The 14994-nt window shown below is 46.5% G+C and carries 17 protein-coding genes and 1 pseudogene; 12 read left to right on the top strand and 6 right to left on the bottom strand.

Annotated elements, in window-relative coordinates:
• Nucleotides 1–55 precede the first annotated feature (55 nt).
• Entirely contained in the window at nt 56–1333 is a 1278-nt protein-coding gene (locus tag ABK447_RS18435) for an Nramp family divalent metal transporter (RefSeq protein WP_094032124.1), read from the bottom strand.
• Nucleotides 1334–1988: 655 nt separating this feature from the next.
• Between ABK447_RS18435 and ABK447_RS18430 the strand changes: the two genes are divergently transcribed.
• Entirely contained in the window at nt 1989–2342 is a 354-nt protein-coding gene (locus tag ABK447_RS18430) for a hypothetical protein (protein WP_007410203.1), read from the top strand.
• A 58-nt stretch (nt 2343–2400) separates the two neighbouring features.
• On the opposite strand, the pseudogene ABK447_RS18425 reads toward ABK447_RS18430, so the two are convergent.
• From ABK447_RS18425 to ABK447_RS18415, 3 genes and pseudogenes are all read right to left on the bottom strand, one after another.
• A pseudogene (locus ABK447_RS18425) lies at nt 2401–2616 on the bottom strand (DUF2188 domain-containing protein); the annotation flags it as partial.
• 57 nt (nt 2617–2673) lie between these two features.
• Nucleotides 2674–3081, bottom strand: coding sequence for a DUF5360 family protein (locus tag ABK447_RS18420; RefSeq protein ID WP_015416856.1), 408 nt, complete (start codon nt 3079–3081; stop codon nt 2674–2676).
• A complete protein-coding gene (locus ABK447_RS18415) occupies nt 3078–3443 on the bottom strand; it encodes a multidrug efflux SMR transporter (protein ID WP_033575055.1) in 366 nt (121 codons plus the stop codon). Before ABK447_RS18415 ends, ABK447_RS18420 begins: the two co-directional genes overlap by 4 nt.
• 166 nt (nt 3444–3609) lie before the next feature.
• Between ABK447_RS18415 and ABK447_RS18410 the strand changes: the two genes are divergently transcribed.
• From ABK447_RS18410 to ABK447_RS18395, 4 genes are all read left to right on the top strand, one after another.
• Nucleotides 3610–4416, top strand: a complete 807-nt coding sequence (locus ABK447_RS18410) for an EcsC family protein (RefSeq protein ID WP_033575054.1) — start codon at nt 3610–3612, stop codon at nt 4414–4416.
• A 100-nt stretch (nt 4417–4516) separates the two neighbouring features.
• Complete coding sequence (gsiB, locus tag ABK447_RS18405; protein ID WP_012116853.1) at nt 4517–4888, top strand: glucose starvation-inducible protein GsiB; 372 nt, start codon at nt 4517–4519, stop codon at nt 4886–4888.
• Nucleotides 4889–5022: 134 nt separating this feature from the next.
• Nucleotides 5023–5382: a cupin domain-containing protein gene (locus tag ABK447_RS18400; RefSeq protein ID WP_015416860.1), complete on the top strand. Its 360-nt coding sequence runs from the start codon at nt 5023–5025 to the stop codon at nt 5380–5382.
• Entirely contained in the window at nt 5357–5716 is a 360-nt protein-coding gene (locus tag ABK447_RS18395) for a DUF4937 domain-containing protein (protein WP_221664182.1), read from the top strand. The genes ABK447_RS18400 and ABK447_RS18395 overlap by 26 nt, the downstream gene beginning before the upstream one ends.
• Nucleotides 5717–5752: 36 nt before the next feature.
• Here the strand turns inward: ABK447_RS18395 and ABK447_RS18390 are convergent, their stop codons facing one another.
• Nucleotides 5753–6574 carry a manganese catalase family protein gene (locus tag ABK447_RS18390; protein ID WP_012116856.1) on the bottom strand — a complete coding sequence of 274 codons (822 nt, stop codon included), beginning with the start codon at nt 6572–6574 and terminating at the stop codon, nt 5753–5755.
• Between the two features lie 85 nt (nt 6575–6659).
• The gene (locus tag ABK447_RS18385) at nt 6660–7712 is read right to left on the bottom strand and encodes a TRAP transporter substrate-binding protein (protein WP_094031515.1); all 1053 of its coding nucleotides are present in this window, start codon (nt 7710–7712) and stop codon (nt 6660–6662) included.
• A gap of 80 nt (nt 7713–7792) precedes the next feature.
• Here ABK447_RS18385 and ABK447_RS18380 point away from each other — a divergent pair, with 80 nt between their 5' ends.
• From ABK447_RS18380 to ABK447_RS18350, 7 genes are all read left to right on the top strand, one after another.
• A complete protein-coding gene (locus ABK447_RS18380) occupies nt 7793–9415 on the top strand; it encodes a sensor histidine kinase (RefSeq protein ID WP_015416863.1) in 1623 nt (540 codons plus the stop codon).
• Complete coding sequence (locus ABK447_RS18375; protein WP_003156219.1) at nt 9390–10061, top strand: response regulator; 672 nt, start codon at nt 9390–9392, stop codon at nt 10059–10061. The genes ABK447_RS18380 and ABK447_RS18375 overlap by 26 nt, the downstream gene beginning before the upstream one ends.
• A 108-nt stretch (nt 10062–10169) precedes the next feature.
• Nucleotides 10170–11426 carry a C4-dicarboxylate transporter DctP gene (gene dctP / locus ABK447_RS18370; RefSeq protein ID WP_012116859.1) on the top strand — a complete coding sequence of 419 codons (1257 nt, stop codon included), beginning with the start codon at nt 10170–10172 and terminating at the stop codon, nt 11424–11426.
• Between the two features lie 185 nt (nt 11427–11611).
• The gene (locus tag ABK447_RS18365; protein ID WP_072588808.1) at nt 11612–12661 is read left to right on the top strand and encodes an AI-2E family transporter; all 1050 of its coding nucleotides are present in this window, start codon (nt 11612–11614) and stop codon (nt 12659–12661) included.
• A 101-nt stretch (nt 12662–12762) separates the two neighbouring features.
• Nucleotides 12763–13689 (top strand): ABC transporter ATP-binding protein, encoded by a 927-nt coding sequence (locus ABK447_RS18360; protein WP_094031516.1) that lies wholly within the window; start codon nt 12763–12765, stop codon nt 13687–13689.
• Nucleotides 13682–14449 (top strand): ABC transporter permease, encoded by a 768-nt coding sequence (locus ABK447_RS18355; protein ID WP_007410217.1) that lies wholly within the window; start codon nt 13682–13684, stop codon nt 14447–14449. The genes ABK447_RS18360 and ABK447_RS18355 overlap by 8 nt, the downstream gene beginning before the upstream one ends.
• A gap of 94 nt (nt 14450–14543) precedes the next feature.
• The gene (locus ABK447_RS18350) at nt 14544–14879 is read left to right on the top strand and encodes a hypothetical protein (RefSeq protein ID WP_007410218.1); all 336 of its coding nucleotides are present in this window, start codon (nt 14544–14546) and stop codon (nt 14877–14879) included.
• Nucleotides 14880–14994 lie beyond the last annotated feature (115 nt).

Here is a 14994-nt window from a genome sequence, read left to right as displayed (position 1 = left end):
ATACGAACGGCACCCGGCGTCAAAAGAAAAACCGGCCGCAATGGCCGGTTTTTTTCTAACGGAATGAATCGTAGATCACAAACAGATTAAGCGCGATCACCAAAACCGCAATCAGCCAGGCGAGAGCCGTCACCCATTTTCGGTTCGTCAGGGCGCCCATCAGGCGTTTGTTGCTTGTAAACATAATCAGCGGCACGAGCGCAAAGGAGATGCCGAATGAAAGAACGACCTGGCTCCATACGAGCGCTTCTGTGGCGTTGACCCCCGAGATAATGATGATCATCGGCGGAATGATGGTAATGAAACGCCGCAAATAAAGCGGGATACGGTAACGGATGAAGCCCTGCATGATAATATCGCCTGACAATGTGCCGACAGAAGAGCTTGAAAGCCCTGCGGCCAGCAGCCCGATCCCGAAGAGAATGGCTGAAGCCGGTCCGATATAGTGGCCGAATTGCTGATAAGCCACGTCTAAATCTTCTACATACAGCCCGTTCTTGAAGAAAAGCGCGGCAGCGACGATGAGCATGCTTGCGTTAATCGCCCCGGCGATCACCATCGCGATGAGAATGTCAATCGTCTCGAATCTAAAAATCTTTTTCCGCTCACTATCCGTTTTTCCGACGACACGGCGCTGTGTCAGTGCGGAATGTAAGTAAATGGCATGCGGCATCACGGTTGCGCCGAGTATCCCGGTTGCCAGAAGCACACTGTCCATTCCGTCAATTTTCGGGATAAACAGCCCCTCGAGAACGGAGGCGGCGTCAGGTTTGGCAAAGAAGGTTTGCAGAGCGAAGGCGATCACCACGACGAACAGAAGTCCGGCAATGCCCGCTTCCAGCGCCCGGTAACCCCGGCGCTGCAGCTCTAAAATCGCGAATGATCCGATCGCCGCGATAATGGCCGCTTCAACCATCGGTATGCCGAACAGCAGGTTGAGTCCGAGCGCCGCCCCGATAAATTCTGCCAGATCAGTTGCCATAATCACCAGTTCACCCTGTATCCACAGCCCGGCTGATACCCATTTCGGATACCGGTCTCTGGCGATTTCCGGAAGGTTTTTACCCGTTGCAATGCCGAGCTTCGCGGAAAGAACTTGAATTAAAAAAGCCATCAAGTTTGAAAAGAGGATGACCCACAGCAGCATATACCCATACTTCGAACCAGCTGAGATATTCGTAGCGAAGTTTCCCGGATCAATGTAGGCAATCGCCGCGATAAAGGCGGGGCCTAAAAAAGGCAGAAGCCGCTTGAATCCCTTGCTTTTGCCGTCAAGTGCATCCTGCACGGCTTTTGCTTGCAGTGATTGTGCTGAGATGTCTTTGCTCATTATGTCTCACCTAAATTCCGATAGATTTTTAGCTAAATAACAAAAAGTTTCCTAGATGCAAATTATTTTATCTACATCATAAATCCGCTATTATAAGATGTCAAGTTCTTTATGTTCAATAAACCGGCACATTGATGCCCTGTTTTATCTATGATATGTATCCCGCCGAAGAAAGGTCCGAAAATGAAAACGACATCGTTCCGGGAAAGAAGCGATGCCGTTCGCAAAGCGTGTTTCCGCGTCGGATCATGCGCGGATGCGTTGAGCGTTCTTTTAAAAAGGTGAAAAGAGGACACTTGCCTATATCACTTCACAACTTTCTGTCCGCCCAACTGATTTGAGAAAAAGACGCTGTATTTCCTCCGTTTTCCCGGGTAAATAGAATAATAATGTTTCTTTCCATTGGAAGATAAAACCTCTCTGTACCATTCAAATGACCTCCGGAAAAACTCCGGCCGCTCTGAATAAACGTTTGAATCAACGATATATCAGTGATTCCAGTCCAATAAACCGCTGTTATCTATCAAAAAAAGAATCGGCATGGTCACTTGCGAAGAAAAGAAGTTGGAGCATTAGACTTATTTCAGTCTCCCGGGCAAAAAAGTATAATAACGTCAGGAAAGCTTTCCAGCCATATGATAAAAGAGGGGGAATTTTCTTGGTACGTCGTTTGTCGATCATTTCTTTAGCCATGATTTTTGCTGTTTCTTTATTCGCTTTTGGCGGCTCTGCATCAGCAGCAGCTTTCAAACCTAAAGCTGAACCGGACGTTTCCATTTTAGCCAGCGGGGGCACAGTCGGTATTTACGGTGCTAATATGCGCTCATGCTCTAAGGTCAGCTGTTCAACAATCACAACATTCTCAAGCGGTAAAAAAATTACAGGTTCTTGGGTAACCGGAGAATATGTTCAAGGCCACTACACCAATTCCAATAAATGGCTGAAAGTCACGTATGCAGGAGCGACAGGCTACGTTTCAGTCACCACACTATCTTATTATTACGGTTTATAATCAGAAAAACCTCGTTCTCTTGAGAGCGGGGTTTTTCCTTTATTCCGATTCAATTTCCGCGTTTCGTTTCATCCTCGTGTTTCATCAGCTGATCGATTTCTTCCTTAGAAGCGTTTTTTTTCCACTCTTTCGCCTGACTTGTCGCAATGGGAATGGCCCGTCCTTCTTCATAACCCTCATCTACCATCGCATTCGCGATTTCGATCGCTTTTTTCTTCACAGGTTCCTCGAGATTCTTCAATGATTGCGGATAATCCTTCATAGACCAAGGCATGTCTATCACTCCTTTATGAAAAGTGTTTCCCGCCTGAAGAAAAAGAAAACCGCCTTATCAAAAAGAATGACAGCTAGTTTTACGAGAGACCAGCAATTTCCGAATAAAATATAAAGGATAAAGAAGCAAGTACAGATTGAATGCCCACCACATAAGATCAAAATCACCGATAAATACCCAAAAGGCTATCGCTTGCAGGCCTGAACAAAAGGTCAGCACAAGTGATATTAATGCGAAAGAGCGCCATAACGCATGTTTCCGTTTATAAAGAAACAAGCTGTACAGCCCGGTTATCGAAATGAAAATATCTAAGGGAAAGAATGACCAGTTCCAGGCCATGATCATGGCGTTATCATAATCTTTAAACACCATGTTTTTTGGAATCCACTCAAAAAAAGTAACAATCCAATAAACGATAAATCCAATATCTGTAATGAGGAAGAGAACCTTTAACCCTTTCATCATCTGTTTCTGTCCGTATGAACGCTGCTGCCGTTTGATGACGTTTCACTTTCAGAAATAAAGTTTAAGGAAACAACACCGATGATGATCAAAAGAACAGAGGCGGCTTTTATGACAGAGAACTGTTCATGAAAGAAAAAAATTCCGATCACGGAAATCAGCACGATCCCCATCCCCGACCAGACCGCATACGCGATGGAGACACTTATATATTTCAAAGTCAAAGTAAGAAAACAAAGGCTGCCGATATAAAACAATAATAATAAAATACTTGGGACAAGTTTTGTAAATCCATTTGATAATTTCATGCTGACCGTACCCAATACTTCAAAAATGATCGCTAAACTTAAATAAATCCATTGCATTCAACATTCTCCTTCAATCGTATTATTCAAAATTATACAATATACAGAATTTGAAGAAAATTAAACAATGGAATGTTTTCCGGATAAAAAATCCGGCCGGGTGTAAAAAGAAAACGCCATAAAGGTATACTATGAACAAAGAAATCAGAAAGGACGTGCAGGACGGGTGACAGAAGAGCGGACAGACCTGGAAAGACAACTGAGAGACATTCAAAAATGGGAAAAGGCGCAGCAGAGGGTGATGTTCTGGCAAACATTCACCCGCTTGCCGTTTCAGCTTTTGGACAAGCTGACACCGCAATTTATTCAGAGGAAAATCGGACTCATTCTCGATGAAACGGGAACGTTTATTCAGTCAGGCGGACAGTACCTGACATCTGAAAAGCGCATCACGAAAAAGTTTCAAAAACGGCTGCCGCACGGTACATGTCGAACGCTTCACGACATCCGCATTGCGCCGCTTGCCGTCATGGACGAAATCGCAGAAGCCATAGCGCGTACAAGCGTAAAGGCCGCGACGGTGCAGGGAGCCGCAACGGGAGTCGGCGGCGTATTCACGCTGGCGGCAGACATTCCGGCGATGCTCGGCCTGTCCTTAAAGACGCTGCAGGATATCGCGGTTGCTTACGGCTTTGATCCGAAAGACAAAAAAGAACGCGTGTTTATCGTCAAATTGCTCCAGCTTGCATCCAGTGACGTCATCGGAAAAAAAGCGATCCTGCAAGATTTACGGCAATATGATCAAAACGACCGCGCCTATCAGCGCGTCGCCTCGCAAATCCAAGGCTGGCGGGAAGTCGTTTACAGCTATCGCGATACGTTCGCCGCGAAAAAACTGCTGCAAATGGTTCCGGCCGCAGGTATCATCTTCGGCGCGTCCGCCAACCGTTCAGCTTTAGAAAGCATCGCGGAAACAGGCATCATGCTTTATAAAAAACGCCGGATTCTAAAACGCATGAGGGATACAGAATGATAAAAAACCGCCCGAAAACACATTCAATGTGTTTTCTTTGTTTAGCAGTTCTGAAATCGGGAAACCAACAACCAACACCAATTAAAGGAGGAATTCAAAAATGGCACAAGATAATAACAAAATGAGCAGAGAAGAAGCAGGTAAAAAAGGCGGAGAAGCGACAAGCAATAACCATGACAAAGAATTCTATCAGGAAATTGGTCAAAAAGGCGGAGAAGCCACTAGCAAAAATCACGACAAAGAATTCTATCAGGAAATCGGTGAAAAAGGCGGAGAAGCCACTAGCAAAAATCACGACAAAGAATTCTATCAGGAAATCGGTGAAAAAGGCGGAGAAGCCACTAGCAATAACCATGACAAGGAATTCTATCAAGAAATCGGCCAAAAAGGCGGAGAAGCCACAAGTAAAAATCATGACAAAGATTTTTATAAGGAAATCGGCCAAAAAGGCGGAAACAGACGAAGCAGCTAATAAAAGCATAAAAGGCAGACAACCTGCAGATCAAAAGCGATCCGGCGCATCAGCTGGATCGCTTTTTATTTTGGGAAAATCTTGATCTGAGCCGCCGTTGAGATACAATAAAATGAAAAAGGGGTTTTTCACTCGTGTCTGACATGCTGAATTTGCTCGCTATCGCCAATAAAGTCAAAGAAAAACACGACAATTTTTCAATCGCGGAGATCAATGACCACTGTGTGCGCCTCGCAGTGTTTACGGGAGAATATGACTGGCACCATCACCCTGACTCAGATGAATGGTTCATCGTTCTGGAAGGTGAGCTGCTGATCGATTTTAAGGACAAAGAAACCGCAGTGCTCAAAGCAAATGACAGCCTGCTCATCCCGAAAGGCACGATTCACCGCACCCGCTCTTACGTCAGAACCGTGAATCTGTGTGTTGAGCATACGCGTGCGAAAACAGTCATCACAGAGGAACGTCATGCTGATCAAAAAGATTGTATGTGAAACAGACGCTGCAAACGCTGAAGCATTTGCGCAAGCACAGTCAAGGTGGGGAGCATTATCATGTGTAAATGGCTTCGTCAAACAGGCCGGCGGGTGGCGGAAAAACGCAGACGGCCTGTTCATCGCAGAGATTATCAGCGTTTGGGAGAACAGACAGGCCTATGATGATTTTATGGAGAACGAACATGACCGAATATACGAAGAAAACGAGCAGAAGGCTGCGATTCTTTCAATAGAAGTGATGGTGTATGAAGAGGATGAACATGTCATTCACGAGCTGTTACATCACCCTGACATCCGATACGAACCGGACTGGACGGTTCTGAAGGCATAATGAAAGCCCAAAACAGTTTGTTTTGGGCTTGTGTCTTTACTCGCGTCCGGGAAGCGTGTTGTGGACATACGGCGGGACGGGATCCAGCTTAGCTATTTCGCCGTGCGCTTTCGGTTCCTTTTCGTATTCGAATGGTTCTCCGTCCGGCGCTGTTTCCTTCAGCCAATTTTGTTCAGCGCTTTCTCCGCCATCTGAGAAATGAATAAGCTTATGGGAGAATGACTGTTTTTCCAGCGCCTTCGGGAATGTGGAAGGAACGATCGGACCTTCCTGTTCTTCTAATTCTTTAATGGCCGCAAGCCATTGGTTTTGATGCATGGTATCGCGGGCCAATAAAAAGCTGAGCATATCTTTCACGCCTTTATCATCGGTCATTTCATACAGGCGTGCGACTTGAAGCCTTCCTTGTGATTCGGCGTTCAGATTGGCGCGGAAGTCTGCCAGAAGGTTTCCGCTTGCGACGATATAGCCTGCGCTCCACGGAACGCCCGTGCTGCTCTCCGGCATTGCGCCGAGTCCTGAGACGATCGCATGATGCGGATTCATGCCGCCTAAAATGGACCCGATGACCGGATCATCAGCCGCTTTTTCCTGCTCTGCCAGCGGGGCGTCTTCTAACAGTCTCGCAATCATCGTCGCGATCATTTCGACATGGCCGATTTCTTCCGTCGCGGTATCCATCAGAAGATCCTTATATTTTTCATTGCCCCGTGTATTCCATCCTTGGAACAAATATTGCATGGCGACGGATATTTCCCCGTATTGTCCCCCTAAAATTTCCTGCATCTTTTTGGCGAACAGCGGGTCAGGACGATCCGGTTTAGCCGGATGCTGCAGTTTTTTCGTATGTGTAAACATGTCTCCATCTCCTTTTTTTTGCTCTGTCCCTATTTACTTCCCCGGCGGGAAAAGGGATGAAACGGAGATGGGCGTATTGGTCCTGCTAAGGCTCGCGGCGCAAGGATAACAAATCCTGCACAAGCCCGCGGCCGATTACCTGTTCATATTGTCCGTAAATCGGGTCGAGGCGTTTCATCCATGTGTTCTTTTCCGCTTTGCTCAGCACATGAATATGAATGGATGAATTCTTCTTTATCTCTTCAAGCTGGTCTTTATTCATTTTCTCAGCGGAGGCTTCGTTCCATTCCGTCGTTTCTCTCATCGCCTCCGTTAAGATGGCTCTCGTTTTTTCTGTCTGCGAATTCCAGAAATGCTCGTCGGTCATCACGGCATAACCGAGGTACCCGTGATTGCTGATTGTCAAATAATCTTGAACATTATAAAATTTTTTAGAATAGATATTTGAAATCGTATTTTCTTCTCCGTCTACGAGATTGCTTTCCAATAGCTGAAACGTGGAATTAAAGGAATCCTGCCGCGGGCGCGCGCCGAGCAGACGGTATTGGTCTTCGATCACGCTGCTCGGCATGATCCTGAGCGCCTGTCCTTTCAAATCGTCCGGAGTGAAGATCGGTCCTTTATTTGACGTAAGCTGCTTAAACCCGTTCGTCCAGTACGCCAGACCTTTCAAATGATGCTTTTCTAATGAAGCGAACAGGCGTGTGCCGATTTTGCCGTTGAGGCCTTCTTGCACGGCTTTATAGTTTGTAAACGCGTACGGCAGATCCAAAACACCCCATTCGGGAGACAGTGATCCGAGCTTTGAGGTGGAGGGAGCGATGAATTGCACGTCCCCGTTTTGGAGGGCGTTTATTTCTTCATTATCTGAATAGAGGCTCCCGTTTGGAAACACCTCTACTTTAATGGTGCCGCCGGACTTTTGATAGACAAGGTCGGCAAACTTATTCGCCGCCCGCCCTTTTGGCGTGTTTTCAGCAACGACATGGCTGAATTTGAAAACGATTTGATCTTTCAGGCCTTCCTGTTCGTCATCATAATACGGTTCTTCCGTTGAGAAACGATCATGAAAGCCGATGAATAAAGCGGTTCCGATACCGAGTACCATCAGGCTGAGACAAGTCAGCAAGCTTTTCATCGAAAACCCCCTCCGCCATTTTCTATAACAAGCATAATCGGGCGGGCCGTTTTCGTAAAGAGACGGAAAGGAAGAGGCCAATGACGAAAAAAAAGCTCACCATCCGCTGGAAAATCACCATACTTTCGTATATCGTCGTGCTTTTTACTTTTTTGATCGTCGGCATCGTGCTGATCGGCAATATTCAGCATACAGAGGAGCGCGAGCTGAAAAAACGGCTGATGAATACCGCGCGGACGGTATCTGAGATGACCGATGTCAAACGCGCCCTGGAGCAGAAAAAACAAAGGGAAGACGTGCGCCATGCGGTCGAAGAAATAAGGATCATCAATGAAGCGGATTACATCGTCGTCATGGATATGGATCATATCCGCTATTCACATCCCGTCAGCACAATGATCGGAAAGCGTTCAAGGGGTGAGGACGAAGCCGCGGCGTTCGCCGAGCACATTTATTTTTCCGAAGCAAAGGGAGAAATCGGCACCGCCGTCCGCGCTTTTTATCCCATCAAAGACCGGGATTTGAATCAGATCGGCGTCGTTCTGGCCGGTAAAACGCTGCCCGGATTCGGTGAAATTCTTCTTCAGCTGAAACATGAAATACTGTTTATCGTTCTGCTGGCGCTCGGGTTCGGACTGGCCGGCTCCTTTTTGCTGGCCCGCCACATCAAAAAACAAATGTTTTGGCTGGAGCCCCATGAGATCGTGAGAATGTATGAGGAACGGACCGCTACGTTTCATTCAATGAATGAGGGCGTCATCGCGATCGATAATCAGCATCACATCACTATTTTTAATGAAAAAGCGAAGCAGATATTCAATGTCAGACAAGAGACAGACGGCAGGCTGATCTGGGACGTGTTAAAAGATTCCCGCCTCCCTGAAATCGTCGAGCGGAACCGAGCGGTATATAATGAAGAAATCCAAGTCAGCGGAAAGGTGATCATGAGCAGCAGAATTCCGATCGTGATGAAAAAGAAGGTCATCGGAGCCGTCGCCATTTTTCAGGACAGGACGGAAGCGGCGAAAATGGCGGAAGAACTGACCGGCGTGAAAAATTTTGTCGATGCGCTCAGAGTTCAAAATCATGAACATATGAACAAGCTTCACACCATCGCGGGACTGATTCAGCTCGGAAAATCAGAAAAAGCGCTCCAGCTTGCTTTTAAGGAATCATCAGAACAAGAAAGCGTCACCGATTTTCTTCATCAGGCCATTCAGAATGACGCTGCGGCGGGACTGCTGTTAAGCAAAATCAAAAGAGGAAAAGAGCTTGGCATTTCTGTGAAAATTGATGAAAACAGCAGTTTCTCGGCATTTCCGGAGCATGTCGACCAGCATGACATCGTCGTCCTGCTCGGCAATTTAATTGAAAATGCGTTCGGCGCATTCGAAACAGCGGATACGGAGGACAAACATATTGACATCAGTATCGAGCAAAATGATGAAGTGCTTGCTATATTAATAGAAGACAACGGAAGCGGGATTTCCGATCAGCACATCCCGCACCTTTATGACAAAGGGTTTACCGTCAATAAAACGGGAGGAACGGGATACGGCTTGTACCTCGTCAAACAAATCGTCGACAAAGGGATGGGCATTATTGAAGTCGACACACGGCAGGGACAGGGAACGGCATTTTCTATTTTATTTCCGATGAAGGGGGAGGAATCATTCGATGGACATCAAGGTGCTGCTTATTGAAGATGATCCGATGGTGCAGGAGGTGAATAAAGAATTTATCACCGGTGTTTCGGGGTTCAGCGTCATCGCCACAGCAGCTGACGGAGACGAGGGAATCAGGCTTATAAAAGATCTGAGGCCCGGGCTCGTGGTATTAGACGTATACATGCCGAAAAAAGACGGAATTAAAACACTCCAGGAAATCAGAAAACAAAAGCTCGAAGTGGACGTCATCATCGTCTCGGCCGCAAAAGACAAAGAAACAATCCAGCTTATGCTGCAAAACGGTGCGGCCGACTATATTTTGAAGCCGTTTAAGCTGGAGCGGATGAGACAGGCGCTCGAAAACTATAAACAATATAAACGGAAAATTGAAGAGCATGACACCATGTCGCAAGAGCAGCTTGACATGCTGCTTAAAATTCCGCAAAATCCGTCCCGGGATCTGCCGAAGGGGTTAAATCATTTTACGATGAATGAAATTTTGACCTATATGAAACAGCAGACGGAGCCGCTTTCAGCTGAAGAAGCCGCCAAAGCGCTCGGAATCGCCAGGGTGACAGCGCGGCGTTATCTTGATTTTCTTGAAAAAGACGGCCAGATTAAGCTCGACATTCAATACGGGGGAGTGGGCCGGCCGGTTAACCGCTACAAATTCGTCCGCTAGCCGAGACCAAAAAGACCAAAATGTCCGTTATGATCATAAGCTTCCCCTCTTTGTTTGAAAACGCTATCATTTTTGTATAGACGCAGCGAGAGGCAAGGGGGAGTAGGGATGAAAATTTTCAAAAATCTTACGGTGCAGGTCATCACGGCGGTGATCATCGGCGTCATTGTCGGACTCGTATGGCCTGAGGCCGGGAAGCAGATGAAGCCGCTCGGTGATACATTTATCAATGCGGTAAAAATGATTATCGCACCGATCATATTCCTGACGATCGTGCTTGGCATCGCCAAGATGGGAGACATGAAAAAAGTCGGCAAAGTCGGGGGAAAAGCATTTATTTATTTTGAAGTCGTGACCACCATCGCCCTTATTATCGGACTTCTGGTCGTCAATATCATGAAACCCGGTGAGGGGCTTGATTACAGCAAGCTTGAAAAAGGGGATGTCTCTCAGTACACGCAAAACGGGGGACAGGGGATTGACTGGATTGAATTTATCACTCACATCGTTCCGTCAAATATGGTTGACGCTTTCGCAAAAGGCGACATTCTTCAGGTCTTATTCTTTTCTGTTTTATTCGGTGTCGGCCTGGCGGCGCTCGGTGAAAGAGGCAAAAGCATTATTGATTTCTTCGATAAACTGTCGCACGTTTTTTTCAAAATCATCGGCTACATCATGCGCGCGGCGCCGATCGGCGCATTCGGGGCCATGGCCTATACGATCGGGCACTTCGGCCTTGATTCCATCAAGCCGCTGGCGAGTCTGATGCTGTCTGTATACGTTACGATGTTCCTGTTTGTATTTGTCGCTTTGAATATCATTTGCAAACTATTCGGTTTCAGCTTGTGGAACTATCTCCGTTTTATTAAAGATGAACTGCTCATCGTTCTCGGCACAAGCTCTTCTGAGTCCGTCCTTCCGCGGATGATGGATAAAATGGAGCGCTACGGCTGTTCCAAATCGGTTGTCGGCCTTGTCATTCCGACGGGATATTCTTTTAACCTGGACGGCACCTCGATTTATCTGTCCATGGCGACGGTTTTTCTGGCGCAGGTGTTCGGCGTTGACCTTACCATCGGCCAGCAGGTTACGATCATTCTCGTGCTGATGCTGACATCAAAAGGCGCGGCGGGCGTAACCGGAAGCGGATTTATCGTGCTCGCCTCCACTTTATCGGCGCTTCAGGTTATTCCGCTGGAGGGGCTGGCGCTGCTCCTCGGCGTTGACCGCTTTATGAGTGAAGGAAGGGCGATCGTCAACCTGATCGGAAACGGAATCGCCACCATCATCGTAGCCAAGAGCGAAAATGAGTTTGACGAAGCGAAAAGCACACAGGCCGTTAAAGAAATGAAAACGGCAGTATAAAAGGAAAGGAACGGCATGCATCGGGCATGCCGTTCTTTTTTTCGGCCGCCATGAGTAAAAAAGATAAATTTGTTTAAATTTATTAGGAGGTGGACAAAGACCTTAGCGTCATTTTGTTATATAATTTACAATTAGAGAGTGAAAGATGAAATCTAAGGGCTTTTTGTCCTAGCAGGAGTGTATAAATGGCGGCTATTTTTAAATTTTTTCAGCATCCGGGTGTCAGACGTTTTTCCGTTTTTCTTGTTTTGACTGGGGTGTTAGTTGTATTCCGAAGTATGATTAATTTGATTTTGCTTACGTTTATTTTTACTTTTCTGATGGATCGGCTGGAGACTGTCATCCGGCACGTGTTGAACCATTTTTTCCGGATCAGCCAGAGGGTGGTCATCACCGTTTTATATATTGCGCTGGCTGTCGGGGCGACTGTCGGAGGCTTTGTCTTTTACCCGATTGTTGCCAAGCAGATTGAACAGCTGATTAAGCAGATCAAGCACATCGCGTATCATCCCGATGTCATTCCGTTTTATGATGAGATATCGAGCGTGTTCGGCGATATCAATATCGGTTCCTATGTAAAAGAAGGTTTTAATGTACTGTATACATACTTGGCCGATATCAGCACTTTCGGTTTGCAGGTCGTGATGTCACTGATTCTCAGCATGTTTTTCCTGTTCGAGAAAAAGCGGCTCACGGAGTTTATGAAAAAATTTCAGCACAGCAAGCTGTCTGTTTTTTACTGCGAACTTGCTTATTTCGGCAGCAAGTTTGCGAGAACATTCGGCAAAGTGCTTGAAGCCCAATTTATTATCGCGCTGGTGAACTGTATCCTCACCTTGATCGCATTGGCGATTCTGCATTTTCCGCAGTTGTTCGGCCTGTCAATCATGGTCTTTTTCCTCGGGCTCATTCCCGTTGCGGGTGTGGTGATTTCGCTCATTCCGCTCAGCATCATCGCGTATACGACGGGCGGCGCTGCGTATGTCATCTACATCGTGCTGGTCATTTTCGTCATCCATGCGATTGAGACGTACTTCCTTAATCCGAAATTGATGTCAGCGAAAACGGAACTGCCGATCTTTTTTACCTTTACAGTTCTGATTTTCTCGGAACATTTCTTCGGCATTTGGGGCTTGATTATCGGAATTCCGATTTTTGTGTTCCTGCTCGATATTCTGGATGTCGTCAATAATGAAGAGAAGGAAAAAAACGGGCCGGTCCCGGATAAGACATAACGCCGGCTCCGGCTCTTCACGAATATATGACTAATGTTATAATGCAGACAGTGCCTATGTACGGGCACTGTTTATTTTTTGTGAAAAAGGAGGAAGGCTGTATGACTGAGCCGATTTTACATATTGAAGGCCTTGACAAAACAATAGGCAAAAAGCACATTTTAAAAAACATCAGCATGGATGTCAGGCAGGGCGAGATCATCGGTTTGCTCGGTCCGAACGGGTCGGGAAAAACCACACTTATCCGAATCATCGTCGGTCTTTTAAAGAAAAACAGCGGCACGATTACAATTAACGGCTTTCAGCACGATGCTGATTTCGAAAAAGCGCTTGAATCCGTCGGAGCGATCGTGGAAAATCCTGAATTCTACCCGTACCTGACGGGGTGGGAAAATCTGAAGCACTTTGCCAACATGCACAAAAACATCAAAGAGGAGAGGCTTCAGGAAGTCATCGAGCGGGTCGGGCTCACCAATGCCGTTCATGACAAAGTTAAAACGTATTCCCTTGGCATGCGTCAGCGTCTCGGAATTGCGCAGGCCATTCTTCACCGTCCGAATCTGCTCATTTTAGATGAACCGACAAACGGGCTTGATCCCGGCGGAATGAAGGATTTCCGCGATCACTTAAAGGAACTCGCGGAGCTTGAAGGGACGAGCATCCTTTTTGCGACGCATTTATTGCGTGAAGTGGAGGACCTTTGCGACCGTGTTATCATCATTCAAAAAGGTGAGATCAAAACAGAGGTTGTTCTGCGCGGCGCTGAGGAAAAAGAAGAAAAAGCCGTCCTCGACATTCAGCCGGCTGACGAAGCATTCGAATGGCTGTCCCAACAGCAATTTGCTCCGGAGAAAAACGGCGGGGGCATTACCGTCACCGTAGCGAAGAAGAACATCCCGGCATTAAACCGTGCGCTCGTCGGACAAGACTTTCTCGTGTATTCCATCATGCCGTATGCGGAATCGCTGGAGGATGAATTCATGAAAGTGACGACGGCGCTTCAAGAGGAGGGGGAGACGAATGTTTAAATTGACAGCGAATGAGCATATGAAACTCTTTAACCGAAAAGTCTCATTAGTGGCGCTGATTCTGATGGCCGTTCTCCAATTTATTATGGCGCTTGTCATTAAACGGCTTGTCATCAGTTCCGGAACGGATGAGAATTTCATCGGCTATATGGCGTACGCGCCCGGGCTGAATATTCTGCTTGAGGCATTAACGATCGTGATCGCGGCAACGATCATTTCCGCTGAATTTGATAAGAAAACGATCAAATTTTTGTTAATCCGCCCGGTAAAGCGGGAGCGGATTTTTGTATCTAAACTCATTACCGTATTTTTGGTCAGCTTGTACCTGTATGCGGCGTACTATATTCTGTCTCTGCTGTTCGGCATGGCTTTCTTCGGCGTGTCGGTGACATCTGAATCAGGGACGCTTCTTATGAACACCCTGAAAGTAATCGGCACGAACTGGGTCGAGGCGTTTGCGATGGCATGCTTTGGCTTGCTGTGTTCTTCTGTATTCCGAAACAGCGCAACGGCCGTCATTTTGTCATTTATCGTGCTGTATGGCGCAAAATCACTCGTGACGATTATGTCGCTCTTCCAAAACAAATGGGGAAGTTTTCTGCTGTTCGCAAATACTGACCTGACGCAATATATGAGCGGGGCGAAACCGCTGTTTGCGGGAATGACGCCGTTATTTTCCGCAGGCATTATCATTATCCATATTGTATTCTTCTTAGCCGTCGCTTGGTGGAGCTTTTGCAAACGCGATGTTCGGGTATAAAGTAAAGGAATGACATTTTTGTGAAAAAGATCACGATAAATCAATAATTTATGCTATTTTGATTTATAATAAAGGTAATGACGGAGGTGCTCACTTGAGAAATTTTATTACCGCATTACCGATTGTGTTATTGCTTGGTTTTTCCTTTGTGTCATTCATGTTCCAATTCGAACATCTTGTTTATTTCAGGCTTGCGCTGGGTTTGTTTTCTACAGTGGGGCTGTTTCTCTTATATAAAATGAAGTCGGGATTCCGTTATTTCATCATCTACCTGTATGCAAGCTGGATCGTGCTTGCGGCAGTTACCGCGTTTGAAGAGCCGATTTTTTCTAGCTTTTTCTTTGGCGGGCTTGTGATGACGATGGGTTATCTCACATATATGCTGATTTATCTTGGGCTTAAGCAGGACCGCGGCCCGGAAGCAGTCTGAACGCGCTATTCCATGGAATAGCGTGTTTTTTTTGTACAGCCTCACAGTTGCGAAACGAGACTTGAATCTCTATAATACTTATTAACTTTATCGGAATTATAATGGGGGGATTCCA

The organism is Bacillus sp. hwrm1, from assembly GCF_040207805.1.
In the GTDB taxonomy this organism is placed as follows: Bacteria; Bacillota; Bacilli; order Bacillales; family Bacillaceae; genus Bacillus; species Bacillus velezensis.
Note: the sequence above shows the minus strand (reverse complement) of the source record. Positions and strands in the feature narration are given on the sequence as shown.

Bases quoted from the DNA above. Each gene is read 5' to 3' on its own strand.
- ABK447_RS18385 (WP_094031515.1), bottom strand. From the start codon at position 7,712: ATGAAAAGCTTGCTGACTTGTCTCAGCCTGATGGTACTCGGTATCGGA.
- ABK447_RS18420 (WP_015416856.1), bottom strand. From the start codon at position 3,081: ATGATGAAAGGGTTAAAGGTTCTCTTCCTCATTACAGATATTGGATTT.
- dctP (WP_012116859.1), top strand. From the start codon at position 10,170: ATGAAAATTTTCAAAAATCTTACGGTGCAGGTCATCACGGCGGTGATC.
- ABK447_RS18365 (WP_072588808.1), top strand. From the start codon at position 11,612: ATGGCGGCTATTTTTAAATTTTTTCAGCATCCGGGTGTCAGACGTTTT.
- ABK447_RS18415 (WP_033575055.1), bottom strand. From the start codon at position 3,443: ATGCAATGGATTTATTTAAGTTTAGCGATCATTTTTGAAGTATTGGGT.
- ABK447_RS18360 (WP_094031516.1), top strand. From the start codon at position 12,763: ATGACTGAGCCGATTTTACATATTGAAGGCCTTGACAAAACAATAGGC.
- ABK447_RS18355 (WP_007410217.1), top strand. From the start codon at position 13,682: ATGTTTAAATTGACAGCGAATGAGCATATGAAACTCTTTAACCGAAAA.
- ABK447_RS18375 (WP_003156219.1), top strand. From the start codon at position 9,390: ATGGACATCAAGGTGCTGCTTATTGAAGATGATCCGATGGTGCAGGAG.
- ABK447_RS18380 (WP_015416863.1), top strand. From the start codon at position 7,793: ATGACGAAAAAAAAGCTCACCATCCGCTGGAAAATCACCATACTTTCG.
- ABK447_RS18395 (WP_221664182.1), top strand. From the start codon at position 5,357: ATGCTGATCAAAAAGATTGTATGTGAAACAGACGCTGCAAACGCTGAA.
- gsiB (WP_012116853.1), top strand. From the start codon at position 4,517: ATGGCACAAGATAATAACAAAATGAGCAGAGAAGAAGCAGGTAAAAAA.
- ABK447_RS18390 (WP_012116856.1), bottom strand. From the start codon at position 6,574: ATGTTTACACATACGAAAAAACTGCAGCATCCGGCTAAACCGGATCGT.